This is a genomic window from Paenibacillus sp. EC2-1, from assembly GCF_049311625.1.
Lineage (GTDB): Bacteria > Bacillota > Bacilli > Paenibacillales > Paenibacillaceae > Paenibacillus_AQ.
The window spans coordinates 860,960-877,308 of sequence record NZ_CP186006.1; the positions used below are offsets into that span (position 1 = coordinate 860,960).

General features: G+C 45.4%; 15 protein-coding genes. 11 read left to right on the forward strand and 4 right to left on the reverse strand.

Annotation, left to right across the window (positions count from 1 at the left end):
- Window positions 1–48 precede the first annotated feature (48 nt).
- Together ACK8P5_RS04140 and acnA are read right to left on the reverse strand one after the other, a co-directional pair.
- Complete coding sequence (locus ACK8P5_RS04140) at window positions 49–213, reverse strand: hypothetical protein (protein ID WP_422659724.1); 165 nt, start codon at window positions 211–213, stop codon at window positions 49–51.
- Window positions 214–411: 198 nt separating this feature from the next.
- Window positions 412–3,132, reverse strand: coding sequence for an aconitate hydratase AcnA (acnA, locus tag ACK8P5_RS04145; RefSeq protein WP_422659725.1), 2,721 nt, complete (start codon window positions 3,130–3,132; stop codon window positions 412–414).
- A 282-nt stretch (window positions 3,133–3,414) separates the two neighbouring features.
- Here acnA and ACK8P5_RS04150 point away from each other — a divergent pair, with 282 nt between their 5' ends.
- The 7 genes from ACK8P5_RS04150 (at window position 3,415) to ACK8P5_RS04180 (ending at window position 9,760) form a co-directional block, all read left to right on the forward strand.
- Window positions 3,415–4,440 (forward strand): amidase domain-containing protein, encoded by a 1,026-nt coding sequence (locus ACK8P5_RS04150; RefSeq protein ID WP_422659726.1) that lies wholly within the window; start codon window positions 3,415–3,417, stop codon window positions 4,438–4,440.
- Between the two features lie 45 nt (window positions 4,441–4,485).
- Entirely contained in the window at window positions 4,486–5,580 is a 1,095-nt protein-coding gene (locus ACK8P5_RS04155) for a D-alanine--D-alanine ligase (RefSeq protein ID WP_422659727.1), read from the forward strand.
- 103 nt (window positions 5,581–5,683) lie between these two features.
- A complete protein-coding gene (locus ACK8P5_RS04160; protein ID WP_422659728.1) occupies window positions 5,684–6,001 on the forward strand; it encodes a hypothetical protein in 318 nt (105 codons plus the stop codon).
- The gene (gene uvsE / locus ACK8P5_RS04165) at window positions 5,998–6,999 is read left to right on the forward strand and encodes a UV DNA damage repair endonuclease UvsE (RefSeq protein WP_422659729.1); all 1,002 of its coding nucleotides are present in this window, start codon (window positions 5,998–6,000) and stop codon (window positions 6,997–6,999) included. The genes ACK8P5_RS04160 and uvsE overlap by 4 nt, the downstream gene beginning before the upstream one ends.
- Before the next feature lie 121 nt (window positions 7,000–7,120).
- Complete coding sequence (locus ACK8P5_RS04170) at window positions 7,121–7,990, forward strand: inositol monophosphatase family protein (protein WP_422661368.1); 870 nt, start codon at window positions 7,121–7,123, stop codon at window positions 7,988–7,990.
- A 40-nt stretch (window positions 7,991–8,030) separates the two neighbouring features.
- On the forward strand, window positions 8,031–8,303 hold the full coding sequence (locus tag ACK8P5_RS04175; protein ID WP_422659730.1) for a hypothetical protein: 273 nt from the start codon (window positions 8,031–8,033) through the stop codon (window positions 8,301–8,303).
- 194 nt (window positions 8,304–8,497) lie between these two features.
- Complete coding sequence (locus tag ACK8P5_RS04180; RefSeq protein WP_422659731.1) at window positions 8,498–9,760, forward strand: stalk domain-containing protein; 1,263 nt, start codon at window positions 8,498–8,500, stop codon at window positions 9,758–9,760.
- Between the two features lie 76 nt (window positions 9,761–9,836).
- Here ACK8P5_RS04180 and ACK8P5_RS04185 read toward each other — a convergent pair whose 3' ends face one another.
- Entirely contained in the window at window positions 9,837–11,153 is a 1,317-nt protein-coding gene (locus ACK8P5_RS04185; RefSeq protein WP_422659732.1) for a glutamate-1-semialdehyde 2,1-aminomutase, read from the reverse strand.
- Between the two features lie 72 nt (window positions 11,154–11,225).
- Window positions 11,226–12,272 (reverse strand): LCP family protein, encoded by a 1,047-nt coding sequence (locus tag ACK8P5_RS04190; RefSeq protein WP_422659733.1) that lies wholly within the window; start codon window positions 12,270–12,272, stop codon window positions 11,226–11,228.
- Window positions 12,273–12,417: 145 nt separating this feature from the next.
- On the opposite strand from ACK8P5_RS04190, the gene bcp reads away from it, so the two are divergent.
- The 4 genes from bcp (at window position 12,418) to ACK8P5_RS04210 (ending at window position 16,313) form a co-directional block, all read left to right on the forward strand.
- Entirely contained in the window at window positions 12,418–12,891 is a 474-nt protein-coding gene (gene bcp, locus ACK8P5_RS04195) for a thioredoxin-dependent thiol peroxidase (RefSeq protein ID WP_422659734.1), read from the forward strand.
- Between the two features lie 166 nt (window positions 12,892–13,057).
- Entirely contained in the window at window positions 13,058–14,353 is a 1,296-nt protein-coding gene (locus ACK8P5_RS04200; RefSeq protein WP_422659735.1) for a polysaccharide deacetylase family protein, read from the forward strand.
- Window positions 14,354–14,630: 277 nt separating this feature from the next.
- Window positions 14,631–15,095 (forward strand): DUF1641 domain-containing protein, encoded by a 465-nt coding sequence (locus tag ACK8P5_RS04205; protein ID WP_422659736.1) that lies wholly within the window; start codon window positions 14,631–14,633, stop codon window positions 15,093–15,095.
- Between the two features lie 33 nt (window positions 15,096–15,128).
- The gene (locus tag ACK8P5_RS04210) at window positions 15,129–16,313 is read left to right on the forward strand and encodes an NAD(P)/FAD-dependent oxidoreductase (RefSeq protein ID WP_422659737.1); all 1,185 of its coding nucleotides are present in this window, start codon (window positions 15,129–15,131) and stop codon (window positions 16,311–16,313) included.
- The last annotated feature ends 36 nt before the right edge of the window (window positions 16,314–16,349 follow it).

Consider the following 16,349-nt stretch of genomic DNA (forward strand, 5'->3'; position numbering starts at 1 on the left):
ACACAAAACGCCTGCATCAGCAGGCGTTTTGTAATGAAACGTTATGTATTAGCGTGTCGAACGTTGTGCTATGTTTTTCTCATTCATTTTCTGAGTTAGAATTTCATGAAAAGTCACTGGTTTATCTGGCGACTGATCTTTTTTCGTGGTGTTCACTGTTTGTGGCCGCGGATATTGATGATGAAACGGTGCCATCGTGGATATCGTTAACATGTTCATGATCCTCCTTACGCTTGAGCGACTGAAACGAACGCAATGTTTCTTAATTGTTAACCTTCGCAGTACGCTTCGAAACGTTATATTCCAAATTCAGGAGAATAGTCTTGGTAAAAAGTTTAAAACAGAAAAATCCCCATTTCCTAATCAAGGAAATGGGGATTTGTTCCTGAGGCTATAGAACCTCAGTGTCTATTAGTTTTGGTTATTTGCGATCATCTGACGAAGTACCGTTTGTAGGATACCACCGTTATAGTAGTAGTCCACATCGACCATACTATCGAGTCTAGCGATCACAGGGATCTCGAACGTCGTACCATCTTCGCGAGTAGCGATGACGGTCAGATCTTGACCAGGCTTCACATCATTGCTTAGGCCGACGATATCGAACGTTTCGCGTCCATTAAGACCAAGGCTGGACCATCCATGGCCTTCTTGGAACTGAAGTGGCAGAACGCCCATACCTACAAGGTTGGAACGGTGAATCCGCTCGAAGCTTTCAGCGATTACAGCTTTGACGCCAAGTAGGTAAGTACCTTTAGCTGCCCAGTCACGGGAGCTTCCTGTACCATATTCTTTACCTGCGATAACGATCAGGTTCTGACCACCAGCTTGGTAGTTCATCGATGCGTCATAGATAGACATAACTTCATCTGTCGGTAAGTAAGTAGTTACGCCGCCTTCAGTACCTGGAGCAACCTGGTTCCGAATACGGATGTTCGCGAACGTACCGCGCATCATAACTTCGTGATTACCACGACGAGAACCGTAGGAGTTGAAGTCTTTGCGAGCTACACCATGATCATTCAAGTAAACGCCCGCAGGGCTGTTCACAGCAATGTTACCCGCTGGTGAGATGTGGTCCGTTGTTACGGAGTCTCCCAGCAATGCAAGAACACGAGCATTGCGGATATCTTGGATATCGCTTAGGCCGTTTCCAAGGTTCTCGAAGAATGGAGGGTTCTGGATGTAAGTCGATTTATCATCCCACTCATACAATTCGCCTTCAGGCACAGGAATAGCATTCCAGCGTTCGTTGGCTGTAAATACGTTAGCGTATTTGCTACGGAAGGAATCAGCGCTAACCGCTTGAGCAATCGCATCACGAATTTCTGCACTTGTTGGCCAGATGTCTTTCAAGTATACAGGCTCGTTGTTCGGATCGTAGCCAATAGGCTCGTTCTGCAGGTCGATGTTCACTGTACCAGCCAGTGCATAAGCTACGACGAGTGGTGGTGAACCCAGGTAGTTTGCTTTGACTTGTGCGTGAACACGGCCTTCAAAGTTACGGTTACCTGACAATACGGCAGCAACAGTCATGTCATTGTCTGTAATAGCCTGGCTAACTTCGTCTGGAAGCGGACCGGAGTTACCAATACACGTTGCACAGCCGTAACCTGCAACGTGGAAGCCAAGTGCTTCAAGGTAATTCATCAGTCCAGCTTTCTGCAGATAGTCTGTTACAACAAGGGAACCTGGAGTCAAGCTGCTCTTCACGTAGCCTGGTTTTTTCAAACCACGCTCAACTGCTTTTTTCGCGAGTAGGCCTGCTCCTAGCATAACGCTTGGGTTGGATGTGTTAGTACAGCTAGTAATCGCTGCAATTACAACCGCTCCTGCGCTCATTTCGCTTGTTGTACCGTCTTTATGGTTAACGGTAACTGTCTCTGCGATCTTCTCATCGCTCAGACCGTAACCGCCTTTATCGATCGGTGTACGAATAATGTCATTAAAGTTGTTCTTCATATTCGTAAGTTCAATACGGTCCTGAGGACGCTTAGGTCCAGCCAAGCTCGGTACAACGGAAGCGAGATCAAGCTCGATTACGTCTGTAAATTCAGGATCAGCCGTTTCAGCCGTACGGAACATATTTTGCGCTTTATAGTATGCTTCCACGAGTGCAACCTGTTCATCAGGGCGACCTGTGTTACGGAGATAAGCGATTGTTTCGTCATCAACTGGGAAGAAACCAACGGTAGCTCCGTATTCTGGTGCCATGTTCGCAACTGTTGCGCGGTCAGCAAGACTGATATTAGCAAGGCCTGGGCCATAGAATTCAACGAATTTGCCAACAACGCCTTTTTTACGAAGCAATTGAGTGACTGTTAGTGCAAGGTCAGTTGCCGTAGCGCCTTCTGCCAGACTACCAGTCAATTTAAATCCAATAACATCAGGCGTTACAAAATAAAGCGGTTGGCCAAGCATTCCTGCTTCAGCTTCGATACCGCCAACACCCCAGCCGACAACGCCAAGACCATTGATCATGGTTGTGTGGGAGTCCGTACCAACGAGGGAGTCAGGGAAGACGAATGTTTCACCGTCAACCGTTTTGGTTGCTGCTACAGAAGCGAGGTATTCAAGGTTGACTTGGTGAACAATACCCGTTCCTGGAGGAACAGCGCGGAAGTTATTAAACGCAGTTTGAGCCCAGCGAAGGAAACGATAACGCTCTTCGTTACGCTCGAATTCAACTTGCATATTGTATTCAAGAGCTTGGTCAGTACCAAAGGCATCAACCATTACGGAGTGGTCGATAACGAGATCGACAGGTACCAATGGGTTGATCTGCTTCGGATCTCCACCGGCTTTCTTAACAGTGTCACGCATCGCTGCAAGGTCTACAACCACCGGTACACCGGTGAAATCTTGAAGTACGATACGAGCCGGAATGAATGGGATTTCCTTGTTGCTGCCAAGGCCTTCATTCCATTTAGAGAGCTGCTTCACATGCTCTTCTGTAATCGCGCGTCCGTCAAATTGACGAACAGCTGCTTCTAGTAGCACCCGGATCGAGAATGGAAGCTTTGATACATCGCCGTGTCCTTGCTCTTCAAGAGCTTGTAAGCTGAAATAACGGTAATTCTTGCCGTCCACCTCTAGCGTGCGGGAGATGGAGAATTGGTCCTTAACTGACATAAGTGAACCTCCTTGAGTCGTATCAATAATTCCAAAATCGTTTCACTAGGTGAAACACAATTTCATAATTAACCTACAATAATTATAACGTTTACAAGCCTTGGCGTAAAGCATTTTTTGCAGAAAATGACGCATTTCGTCAAGCTTATTCGTACCTATTTTTACTTGGAATCCTGATGAAAAGCGTGGTTCATAGCGACGACCTTTTCTTCATATATTGGTTATAGATATCTTCCCGGATTATGGCGGGCGATTGAAAGTCCGGAAAGGGGCGAGAATAGGATGGTTAAAATCGTTAAAGCTCAGCGGCCTTGGAAGAACGCTTTGTATACGTATGTGGATCAGCATAATCAGAGTAAGGTGGAATACGGTTCAGGTCTGAGAGAACAGATCGTAACAGACCTTAATTATTTAATGGAACGTGGGGAGAGACAAACACGCATTCAAGCATGGTATTCAGAACGGGAGGTAACGCCACTAAAGAGTGAGACTAGAGCGAAGCTCCTGCGGATCGTTCGTGAAACTGAGGATGACGTCGTAGCAGATGTTCGTTTGCACAGTGTGTTCTTTTATGAGAAAAGAGGTGTAACCCACCGTGAGGATGTCATTAGCCGAGAACGATTGACGGTTGTGCGTGACGGCGATGCTTGGTTGATTGTGAATATAGAGCGGCTTGAAGATGAACGACATCCACTCAATGAGCCGTATAAGGATGCTGATAGCCATCATGAAGCTCCTGTCCCAGTCCCTTCAACTCCGTTAATTAATTATGGTGTGTACTCAGCAGGAACCCATTCGCGTGCAGGTCGTTATGAACGGGAAGCGGCTGCTGCCTATGCGGATCGATGGTGGGATTCAGGCAATCCAGAGTTTACAACATTTGCTGTGGATTGTACCAACTATATCTCACAATGCCTCTTTGCAGGCAAAGCCCCAATCCACTATACTGGTAAAAGAGAAACGGGTTGGTGGTACAAAGGTTATGTGAGTAACCGGGAATGGTGGAGTTATAGCTGGGCTGTCTCGAACAGCTTCGCCCGGTTTTTGAACACAAGCACTTCAGGTTTAAGAGCAGATATGGTGGAACGCCCGGAGCAGCTGATGCTTGGAGATGTTATCGTTTATGATTGGGACGGCGATGGTGCATTTCAGCACAGTACGATTGTTACGGCGTTTGATGCAGGCGGTATGCCGCTGGTGAACGCACATACAGTCAGCAGCAAACACCGGTACTGGGATTACCGTGATTCTTATGCTTGGACCGATAATACGGTGTACCGTTTTTACCATATTCCTGATTATTTTTAATCGAACAGCATGAAATGCTGCAATTCGTAAAAAGAGAGGTTTGGCATGGGACAGGACAAATTAAGAGTAGGATTAGTTTATGGCGGTAAATCGGGAGAGCATGAAGTATCACTTTCAACAGCCTTTGCTGTCATGAATGCTTTCGATTTTGATAAATACGAAATTATCCCTTTCTATATTACGAAGCAGGGTACTTGGAGAATTGGCAGTAAGCTGTCGGCACCTTTCGCAGATGCGGCTGAATTGAAGCTTGAGAATGGCGAAGGCACGCAGAGCGCACTCAATGCTGTATTCAGTAGATTGTATGGTAGTGAGGAAAGTATCGTTGATATTATGTTCCCGCTTCTTCATGGTACTTTTGGCGAAGATGGCACGATTCAAGGACTTTTTGAAATGGCTGATATTCCTTACGTGGGTACAGGTGTGCTGGCATCCGCTGCTGGTATGGATAAAGGCATCATGAAAAAGTTATTTGCTCAAGCGGAGATTCCACAATGCGAATATAGCTATTTTAACAGATCCCAGTGGGAACGCAGCAGTCATGATCTACTACAGGGCATTGAGGACAAATTGGGTTATCCGTGCTTCGTAAAGCCTGCTAACCTTGGCTCAAGTGTTGGTATCTCGAAGGCTAGAAATGCGGAAGAACTGAGAAATGCGGTTGAGACAGCGCTTCGTTTTGACAATAAGATTATTGTTGAAGAATTCGTAGATGCACGTGAGGTTGAAGTCAGCGTACTCGGAAATGATGAGCCGATGGCATCCATACCGGGTGAAATTGTCTCCTCTAGTGAATACTACGATTATGCTGCCAAATACATCAATGGACAGTCTGAGATGATGATCCCAGCCCCTGTTGAACCAGATACGGCAGATCAGCTGCGCGAGCTTGCGATTTCGGCCTTCAAAGCGATTGAGGGGAATGGTATTACGCGGGCGGATTTCTTTATCCGTCGCTCAGATAATGCTATTCTTATTAATGAGGTGAATACGATGCCTGGCTTTACTCCGTTTAGCATGTATCCACTGCTGTGGAGAGAAACGGGTGTCTCATATCGTGAACTGCTTGATCGTATGATTGAGCTTGGACTTGAGCGATATAGCCGCAAGCAAGCATTAATTTATGAGAATGAAGCTTAATAACTAAAATGAAGTATAATAGGTATTGAAAACCAAGGGGAGTCCGCGCATATCACGGCTCCCCTTGACTCTAATCTTTTACACCGGAAAGGGAGGCTGGCGCATGGGATTTCAAACCGAGTTCAATTCCGTTTGCAAGTTTAAGAATGATCAGGAGCTTTATGAGCTTCTGGAATATGGTCGTGGGAAAATGCTGAAGGAAGGACTTCGTGTGTTTCCTACAGGTCAAAAGGTAATTGCTTATACGCCTGATAATAAAGCGGTTGCTATCGTCCTGATTACTGCTAGTGTAGCGGAGATTAATTTTCAGGGACGTGAGGTAACCTCCGTCGAATTACAGCTTGTCCGCAAGCTGACAGATGAAGAGTCTAGAGTGCAGACCGATCTTGCTTATGAGATGTTCTTTGGGAACCAAGCATGATCGTCCGCTTTGGTTATGTGGCTATGTCAACGGTTATTCAGAACGCATCACCATCTAGAACGATGACGATGAAAAGCTTCATGAATCTGAATGACCGTGAGGCCGCGATCCGTAAACTGGAGCGTCTGGCCGCTGAGAACTTGCACAATACACTGCGTCTTTTAAAACATAGCATCGCTCACGATATTCGAGTATATCGAATGACATCTAAACTCATTCCTCTAGGTACACACGGAGATTTAAGTGATTGGGACCCTTATCCCGCGCTGAAGGAAGGGTTTGCGGAAGTTGGTCAGTTTGTGAAGAAGCATGAGATGAGAGTATCCTTTCATCCGGATCATTTTACCGTGTTAAGTACACCAAGGGCAGAAGTTCTGACCAGTTCGATTCGTGATTTGAGACATCATACGAACATGCTGCAGGCGATGGGATTAAGTGCCGCAATGAAGAACAATATCCATATTGGTGGTGCTTATGGGGACAAGCCTTCTGCTGCTGCCCGGTTTGAGGAACATTTTCATCAGCTGGATGAGGACATCAAGGAACGGATTACGCTGGAGAATGACGATAAGACATTTAACGCGCTCGAAACTCTTGCAGTGAGTCAGAATTTGGGGCTTCCGATGGTGCTCGATATTCACCACCAGTGGGTGAATAATGAGGGAGAAGATCCGTGGGATCTTTGGCCAGACATTCTAAAGACATGGGAGACGCCCTTGGCACAAGCTGGTTCAGAGCCAGATAAGCCTTTAGCTCCTAAAATTCACGTTTCGAGTCCGAAGAGTCCTACCGATATTCGAAGCCATGCTGATGGTGTCGATGTCGTACCGCTTCTCTCTTTTTTACGCAAAATTGCAGGAAGTACATCGCAGGTCGATGTTATGATTGAGGCGAAGAAGAAAGATGGAGCTTTGTTCGCTTTAATGGAGGAGCTTTCAGGTTACGGGAACGAAGGAGTGAAGATCGTGGATGGGGCGACGATTGAAGTAACTCCTTAAGAATATCGCTTGTAAAGTAGATGTGATTTTAAGGGAAACGCGCCCTAGCTTCTCTCGTAATACATGAATAGGATGATTAAGTCTCTTAATATAGATTTTTTTGGAAAGTAGAGTGAGCATATTGAATGACAAAGAAAATGTACCCTACGTAGTCTCAAGTAAAAGCTACACTGCGGTTGCGATCAATTGTGCAGCTAAAGCAGGGGAATGGATTCAGAGCAGACTTGGAACGGTTAAACAGCTAAGTACGAAGACATCTGCACAGGATCTCGTGACCGAGGTAGATAAAGGGGCAGAGCAGATGATTCGCAAGCTGATTCTGACTCATTTTCCGGATCATGCGATTCTTGGTGAAGAAGGTGTTGAACCAGGTGCTGAAGCTTCTACCAAAGCTCTGGAGGCCGTGAAGGATGAACCTTACTTGTGGATTATTGATCCGATCGATGGTACAACCAATTACGTCCATGGCTTCCCATTTTATTCGGTATCCATTGCTCTAGCCTACAAAGGCGAAGTTATCGTTGGTGTGGTGTATGATCCATCCCGCGATGAACTGTTTATTGCAGAGAAAGGTAAAGGAGCCTATGTTCATGGTAACCCTACCTTGGTTTCTAAGGAGACAACGTTATCTGAAAGTCTAGTAGCAACAGGTTTTCCAATGGATACCACGGTCAATTTCCCTAAGAACATGGCTGGAATCCATGCGGTTATTCCGAAAGTTCGTAATTTACGTACAGGGGGCTCTGCTGCACTGCATATGGCGTATGTTGCGGCAGGTCGTTTGAGCGGATATTGGGAACAAGGATTGAGTGCATGGGATGTTGCTGCAGGAGCGCTTCTGGTTCAAGAATCAGGTGGAAAGGTAACGGATACCCTTGGGCGGCCTTATGATCTGTCGGTACGTAATTTGATGGCAACCAATGGTGCGATTCATGACAGTTTGCTGGATACGTTATCCGAGGCTGAGGCAACGGGGTTTACGAAAGACTAGAAGTAGGTCCTCTTCACAACAGATAAAGGAGTGTCACAAGATGAATGATAAGAAGGATCATGATTTGGAGCAGCAGCTCAGTGAACTGCTCATGGATGGTGAGATGGAATCTAAGAACGAGGAAGAAGAGGGACGCCGTCTCATCCCACCGAAGTATGAAATTCGTATTCAGACGACACAGGACCCTATCGTAGAGGAAACGCGTAAATATCGCAGTATCGCCAAAGAACTTGATGATCGCTATGACAAGTACATGAAGCGGGTGAATCTTGTTGATGATGATACTGCTGGGTCCGGCAGCAACAACTCATAAATATATCTGGGGCGTTGAAGTCTCCTACCTGCCGAAGGCAGTTCCAACTCTGGGACTGCTTTTTTAGTTCGTTTCTTGAATGATTTACCGTTCTAATGCGCCATTTTCAATGGTATCTAAGTTAGCTAGGGAGTGATAGAATAATAATCAGATTGACTTTGGATAAATTAACCAAGAGAGGGGTGGTTGTTTTAATGCTGAAATTTTGGAAAAAAGCTCTGGCTCCAGCCACTAGTATAATGCTGATGGCTGTGCTGCTGCTTGGGCCATGGGCAGGAAGTTCTGTATCAGCACAGGAGCAGCTAACAACAAGAGATACATACCGAATTGTATCACTCGGGGATTCACTTACAGTGGGTTACGAACCAGGAATGGATATAAACTCCAAACCATACGGCTTCATAGATCGACTGCTTGTGCAAGGCTTGTATCATGGGCGTACGGAAGTCACTAATCTGGGTATTTTGGGTTTGAAGACAAAAGGGCTTGATCGTTATGTGCAGGCTATCGTAGATGAACGTGCAGTATCTGCGGATGAAATCCAGAGTGGTCTTAAGGATCCACGGGTTGCTGCGATGGGGGCGGAAGCTGCTAAAGCTAAATCGCTTGTTGCCGGAGCAGACTTGATTACCGTAACCATTGGTGGTAACGACATGTTTGAACTTGTTAAGACAGCGGGAACGTTAAAGACTGACGAGCTTGCCAGTCGTGTTCAGGAGTTATTTACTGTCTATAAGGACAACGTTACATCCATCGTGAATAATCTACATAGCATAAATCCGGATGCTGTTATTGTATTGGCAGACCAGTATCAACCCGTACCGGAAATTGCTGATAAGGCCACTTATCCGAAACTGCAGGAAGCTGCGGCGCAGTTTACGAAGCTTATCGACGGCATGGCGGTTACATTTAATGAGAATGGCATCACCCTCAAGGTCGCTCATGTTGCTAAAGAATTTATCGGCTCTGAAATAACGATGACTCATATATTGAAGGAAGATATTCATCCGAATCAGTACGGTTATGAGGTAATGGCGCGTATCTTCTCTGAGACAATCTGGGGAAGTTATACGAAGCCAGTAGTGTATGAGGCAGACCAGCCAATGGGGATTATCGTCAGCGGCAAGGAGTTAAAGACACCTTACAAGCCAGTGATTGTGAAAAATCAGAATTTCGTGGCAATTCAAGATATCGTAACGGCCGTTTCTGCAACATCGGTGTGGAGTAACAAAACATCCAGCGCTACAATCACGTATGGAGATAAGAAGGTGACCATCAAGATCGGTTCGAAATCCGTTAACGTGAACGGAACTACGGTTACAATGGATACACCTGCTTTCTTGAACAAAATAGGCAAAGAGCAGAAGACATATGTACCGCTCGCAGTGCTAGCGTCCGGACTTGGTTTTGATGTGCAGTATAATGCTAAGCTTAGAACCGTATTTATTAATCCTTAATAATAAACAAGATCAGAAAGAAAGGGCAGTCCCGGGTTCAGGTCATTCGACCTTATGGGACTGCCCTTTCATGGTATTAACCTTTCATAGCCTTAAATGATTCTTCAGCAGCTTCGAGTGTAGTATCGATGTCAGCATCGGTATGTGCGGTGGTCAGGAACCACGCCTCGTATTTCGATGGTGCTAGATTGATGCCGCGGTCAAGCATGTGACGGAAGAATTCAGCGAAGGCTTCACCATCTGTATCCTGAGCTTCGTCGTAGTTCGTTACAGGGTGGTCGCAGAAATGGGCCGAGAACGATCCGCGAATGCGGTTAATAGTCAGCGGTATGCCGTATTTATCAGCGGACGCCTGTAGTCCCTCAGTAAGCTTAATCGTTAAGCGTTCCATTTCTTCATACACCCCATCGCCTTGAAGAACTTCCAAGCAAGCGATACCTGCGGAGATAGAAGCCGGATTACCTGCCATCGTTCCGGCCTGATAAGCTGGGCCGAGAGGAGCGACTTGTTCCATGATATGCTTGCGGCCGCCGTAAGCACCGATTGGGAGTCCGCCGCCGATGACTTTACCAAGAGCCGTTAAATCGGGCTGTATAGCCTCGTGGTTATCAAGTCCAGCGTACGTTTGAGCAGAACCATAATGGAAACGGAAGGCTGTGATGACTTCATCATAGATGACAAGAGATCCGTTATCATGCGTCAACTGACAAAGACCTTCAAGGAATCCGGGTTCCGGCATAACCATACCGAAATTACCGACGATGGGTTCAACCATGACAGCCGCTACATCGTCGCCCCACTTATCCAGTGCTTCTCGCAGTCCTTCTAAGTTGTTAAAGGGAACGGTTATGACTTCATGAGCGATGCTGGTCGGAATACCAGCACTATCCGGGATGCCTAGCGTAGAAGGGCCTGAGCCTGCCGCAACAAGAACAAGGTCGGAGTGGCCATGGTAACATCCAGCGAATTTAATGATTTTGTTTCGTTTTGTGTATGCACGTGCAACACGAATCGTTGTCATTACAGCTTCTGTACCGGAATTGACGAAACGAACCTTATCGAGTGAAGGGATTGCCTCTTTAAGCATTTTGGCGAGCGTGATTTCAAGCTCGGTTGGTGTGCCGTAGAGTGTACCATTCTCGACAGCTTTCGTGATTGCTTGTGTTATATGAGGATGAGCATGGCCCGTGATGATGGGACCGTATGCTGCTAGATAATCGATGTACTGGTTCCCATCTTCATCCCAGAAGTGGGCACCTTTAGCACGTTTCATAAATACAGGTGCCCCACCTCCAACGGCTTTGAAAGAGCGGGAGGGGCTGTTTACTCCACCAACGATATGTTGAAGAGCTTCTTGATACAAAACTTCAGAACGTTTTCTGGATTTGGACATGGTAAAACTTCCTTTCTTCATGAATCAGGACAGGCTGCGATTTGCTGCCTGTCCTGATCTCGATATAAGATACTAATTACGCTGGGAAGATGAACTTGAATCGGAGGATTTATCCGTGGGTTCACCAGTTGAATCTTTACTACCATCTGCGTCGGTTTCTGTTACCGGAGGGTTTAGTATATCTTGGATATACTGTTTAAGAGTATCCGGATTTCTTACCGTCAGAACGGCAGCGCCACCGATATTAGCTTCAACCAAGAGTTTCATTGGCGGAACTTGTTCGCTGCCTTTCATTTTACTCTGATATCCCACATTCGCAAGTTTCCACATGTCATTGACGTCCATATTCGTGTCAATATAAGGACTTACCGAATTCAGAATATCCGGTAACTTCATAATGGAGGTAGTGGACTGCATTTTTTTAGCAACAGCCTTAATCAGCTCACGCTGGCGTTCGGTTCGGGTGAAATCACCCATTTTATCGTAACGAAAACGTGCATACTGTAGTGCCTTATTGCCATCGAGATGCTGCATACCTTGCTTTAGATCAATATCATATTCATTCTTATCCGCTTTACTTGAATACTTCATATCTTTCTCAACGTAGAACTCAACACCACCAACGGCATCTACAAGTTTCATGAAGCCCTGAAAATCGGTGTACACATAATACTGGATAGGAATGCCAAGCAGGTCGCCTACCGCCTTCATGGCCGTATTTGGGCCGTGGGTAATTGCAGTATTGATCCGATTTTTGCTATGGCCTGGGATATCCGTATATGTATCTCTAAGGATGGAGAATAAATTCATTTTCTTTTGGACAGGATCGATGGAGGCTACAAGAATACTGTCTGAGCGAGGAATCTCACCTTCTTCAAACCCTCGAGCATCCACACCCATGAGCAAAATGTTGACTGGTTCCGTTCCTTCCCATTTTGGAGGCTCAGGTGCCTTAGCATCAACTTGTGCAAGCTCTTTGAAAGGGGAAGATTCTCCTTTCTTCTGTAGTCCTTCAAGACCGCTGTAGATGGATGACACATAATAAGTCCCATAGCCTAAAATACCTGCAATGATAATGCTGACGGTCCAAAGTATTGTTTTCTTGGTTCTTTTGTTCATTGAGTTCTTCCTTTCGGAGTACACTTGTTGAATACTTCACTTGGTAAAGATTTGAATAATCGACATTCATTCTATTATAATTTCTTTCGAAAAGACAATCAATTTTACGGGGATTCCCCCGCTCATCAAGGAGATGATACAACTTATGACGACTCAAACTCAATTGCAGATTGGCAGCGAAGTACCTAACTTTACTCTACCAGCCTCGAATGGAGAGCATGTATCTTTAAGTGATTACCGGGGAAACAAGGTCGTGATTTATTTCTATCCGAAAAACATGACACCGACATGTACCAACGAAGCATGTGGTTTCCGCGATAACTTTGGAAGCCTTCAGCAGGAGGGGGCGGTGGTTCTTGGTATCAGTACAGATCCACTGAAGTCACATGATAAGTTTATTCAAAAGTATGACCTTCCTTTTCTCTTGTTATCCGATGAAGAACATAAAGTTTGCAATTTGTTCGGTGTATGGCAGCTTAAGAAGTTGTATGGACGAGAATATGAAGGGATTGTCCGTTCTACGTTCCTAATCGATGAGGCTGGTATACTCGTAAAGGAATGGAGAAAAGTAAAGGTAGCGGGTCATGTTGAAGAGGTGCTTGAAGCAGTACGTTCATAATTAATGATATAAGAAACGTTTCCTAACATGCCTTAAGAGGCAGTTAGGAATCGTTTTTTTATTATTGAAGATCAGAGAATCTAGTCTTTTTTTGAAATACGCTCCATATAATCTATCAGAACGCCAAACGAAAACTCATAGAAAAGAAATGGTGGAGGTAGATTATATGTATAAAAATTTGGTAGTAATCACTCGAATTGTACTTTTATTCGTTCTGGCAGCAGTCCTGATTCTGAGCGCTATGACAACCTCCTTGCAGTCCCAACATGCTCAGGAGGACATTGCAGAAGCAATCCCTTCACAGGTAAAGGAGAAAGATCGTATGGTGCATACCGTTTACAGCGGTGCGGAGAGCGTAACGACACAGCCCGTATTATCATCTGCTTCTACAGTTAAGGAGAAGAAACAATCGAAACGAACGGTGTACCTTACCTTTGACGATGGTCCATCAGGGCTTACCGGAGAGGTGCTTGATATATTGAAAAAGGAAGAGATCAAGGCTACATTTTTTGTGCTTGGGGAGCAAGCAAGTCGTAGACCGGAATTGATTCGAAGAATTCATGAAGAAGGGCATATCATTGGGAATCATACCTTTAATCATGATTACAATAAACTCTATGAAAAGTTCCAGACATTTTGGAATCAGATTAAACAAACCGAAGAGATCGTAAGACTGATTACAGGAGAGAGACCACAGCTCGTTAGAGCTCCAGGAGGGACAGCGGGTAAATTCGATGAGACGTATTTTCGCTTGCTCCAGGAAGGGGGATACCGTGTGTTTGACTGGAATGTGGACAGCGGTGACTCTAAGCGTAGAGGAGTTCCAGCAGAGGAAATTCTAGAAGGGGCCACGACCCGCGTAAATAGTGATGAATCGATTGTGCTACTTCATGATGGGGCGGGGCATGAGGAATCGGTAAAGGCACTTCCGGATATCATCGCTTATTATAAAAAAAACGGATACCAATTTGATGTTCTGACTCCGGAAATGGAACCTGTTCAGTTTAAACTTCAGAGTAAAGTGAAACCGAAGCTTGACCAACCAGGAGCAAAGTGGATTGCTGAACACGTTAGTGTAAATGCAGCTCTTTTCAAACCAGGAAGGATACTTAAGGTGGATATGTCAGGTTTTGCTACCGAATTCGCTCCGGGAGAATACAGCATTGTAAATAGGAAAATAATGGTTCCTTTAAGAAGTGCTGTAGAAAGACTAGGAGGAGAAGTTTCATGGAATGTTAACAATAAAAAAGTAAAAGTGTCATTGACGAACACGAAATGGGAAGCTGACCCAGAAACGAATACGATGGAGGTAAGTGATGGTAGCGGGAAAACTATTATATCTGAAGTTACATATGTCGGACATACAATTTGGGTACCGATTCGAGATGCTTTAGAAATATCTGGACATCCCGTTAAAGATGTTCTTTCTGACTCTGATAAATACAGAATTGTAACTTTGTAGGGAAATAGTTGTATTTTGTGTTTGTAATTATGTCACACAAGTTATAGACTAGGATATGTTAGAGATATTTATCACAATCCCACGCGAACGTGTTTTATAAAGGAGGGGGCGGATACTTTTCCCCCCTGCTTTATTTTGGCGCGAACGAGAATATTGGAAGTTCTCACTTTGAAAGTGATGCATAATAACCACCGGTTATCCGTGAATTTCTACTAATCGGTTCTATCGCAGCCAAGTTCTTCATGGGAACTCATTTAAAGTAAAGGAGGCAATTCTTATGACAGAAACATCCCGTCCGCAACAATCCGAAGTTTCGGAGACCGTTGCTGAAAATCAAGGAGCTCCGGTGACGGATCGCCTCGATGTGTTCGACCAATTGATGAAGCCAGAAGTTCAGGAATCGCTGACTACCCTCGTGGACAACCTTCCAAAGCTTACTGAAATGCTTGAGTTCTTTACAAAAGCTTATGATTTCGGTAAATCAGTAGCAACTGATCCAGTGCTGGCTGAGGACACTATGGCCTCTCTTACAGGCTTTACGAAGCCTGTGACAGATACCCTGAAGAACGTATCTTCTGCAGCGATTGAAGCTGGAGACCGTGTACACAATCAGAAAGATCAAGGAGCTATCAGCGTATTTGGTTTGATGAAGATGCTGAAAGATCCACAAGTTCAAAAAGGCTTGCGCTATGCACAAGCGTTTATGGACGTTATGAACGAACGCGAACAAAATAAGCGATAAGTCATTTTATTATTCAAAGAACGGAGGATGGTCATGTCTAAACACATTTTAATCTTGGGCGGAGGCTACGGCGGTTTGCTGAGCGCTCTTTCAGCCCGAGAACATTTTGGCGTAAATGACGCTAAAATTACACTCGTTAACCGTTTCCCTACGCACCAGATCATTACGGAACTGCATCGCCTGGCTGCAGGCAACATCTCGGAGAAGGCCGTTGCCCTCCCGCTGGATAAACTGCTCCGTGATGCTAATGTAGATCTGCGTATCGGTACTGTAAAAGAAATCAAGCCGGATGAGCGTGCTGTATCTTTGGAAGATGGAAGTAAGTTGTCTTACGATATGCTGGTTGTTGCCTTGGGCAGCGAGACTGCATTTTTTGGCATTCCAGGACTTCAAGAACACAGCTTCATCCTCAAATCTGTTAATGATGCTAACCGCCTGCGTGCGCACGTGGAAAGCCGCATTGCAGAATACAGCAAAACAAAGAACAAAGCAGACGCTACCATCGTTGTTGGCGGCGGCGGCTTGACTGGTGTTGAGCTTGTTGGTGAGTATGCTGACATGAAGGGCGAACTTGCACATAAATACGGAATCTCCCCTGATGAGATCACCCTGTATTGTGTTGAAGCAGCTCCTTCAATCTTGCCAGGTTTCCCGCCTGAGCTGGTAGACCGTGCAACAACTAGTCTTCAAAAACGTGGTGTAACGTTCTTGACGGGTCTTCCGATCACGAAAATGGACGGCACTACTGTTGAACTGAAAGACGGAAGCACGTTTGAAACTAGCACACTCGTATGGACTGGTGGCGTACAAGGTAATTCTGTAGTTGCGAACTGTGGAATTGAAGTGAACCGTGGCCGTGCAGTAGTTAACGAGTTCTTGCAATCCACATCCCATCCAGAAGTATTCTTGGCTGGTGACAGTGCGGTAGTTATGCCTCCAGAAGAAGGCGCACGTCCGTATCCTCCAACTGCTCAACTAGCTTGGCAGATGGGTGAACTTGTTGGATACAACATGTTCGCTTATTCTAAAGGCGGAGCAATGGCTTCGTTCGTTCCTGTGTTCTCCGGTACACTAGGAAGCTTGGGTCGTAAAGATGCGATCGGTACGATCGGTGCTAACAAGACTCAGCTTAAAGGACTGCCTGCAACCATGATGAAAGAGGCAAGTAACCTGCGTTACCTGTCCCACATCAAAGGTCTGTTCACACTGGCTTATTAAGCCTTGCCTAAACATAACAAGCAATGAAACTAACCG

Coding starts and splice junctions, on each gene's coding strand:
- ACK8P5_RS04185 (WP_422659732.1), bottom strand. CDS start 11,153: ATGTCCAAATCCAGAAAACGTTCTGAAGTTTTGTATCAAGAAGCTCTT.
- ACK8P5_RS04190 (WP_422659733.1), bottom strand. CDS start 12,272: ATGAACAAAAGAACCAAGAAAACAATACTTTGGACCGTCAGCATTATC.
- ACK8P5_RS04150 (WP_422659726.1), top strand. CDS start 3,415: ATGGTTAAAATCGTTAAAGCTCAGCGGCCTTGGAAGAACGCTTTGTAT.
- ACK8P5_RS04180 (WP_422659731.1), top strand. CDS start 8,498: ATGCTGAAATTTTGGAAAAAAGCTCTGGCTCCAGCCACTAGTATAATG.
- acnA (WP_422659725.1), bottom strand. CDS start 3,132: ATGTCAGTTAAGGACCAATTCTCCATCTCCCGCACGCTAGAGGTGGAC.
- ACK8P5_RS04205 (WP_422659736.1), top strand. CDS start 14,631: ATGACAGAAACATCCCGTCCGCAACAATCCGAAGTTTCGGAGACCGTT.
- uvsE (WP_422659729.1), top strand. CDS start 5,998: ATGATCGTCCGCTTTGGTTATGTGGCTATGTCAACGGTTATTCAGAAC.
- ACK8P5_RS04155 (WP_422659727.1), top strand. CDS start 4,486: ATGGGACAGGACAAATTAAGAGTAGGATTAGTTTATGGCGGTAAATCG.
- ACK8P5_RS04175 (WP_422659730.1), top strand. CDS start 8,031: ATGAATGATAAGAAGGATCATGATTTGGAGCAGCAGCTCAGTGAACTG.
- ACK8P5_RS04140 (WP_422659724.1), bottom strand. CDS start 213: ATGTTAACGATATCCACGATGGCACCGTTTCATCATCAATATCCGCGG.
- ACK8P5_RS04210 (WP_422659737.1), top strand. CDS start 15,129: ATGTCTAAACACATTTTAATCTTGGGCGGAGGCTACGGCGGTTTGCTG.
- bcp (WP_422659734.1), top strand. CDS start 12,418: ATGACGACTCAAACTCAATTGCAGATTGGCAGCGAAGTACCTAACTTT.
- ACK8P5_RS04160 (WP_422659728.1), top strand. CDS start 5,684: ATGGGATTTCAAACCGAGTTCAATTCCGTTTGCAAGTTTAAGAATGAT.
- ACK8P5_RS04200 (WP_422659735.1), top strand. CDS start 13,058: ATGTATAAAAATTTGGTAGTAATCACTCGAATTGTACTTTTATTCGTT.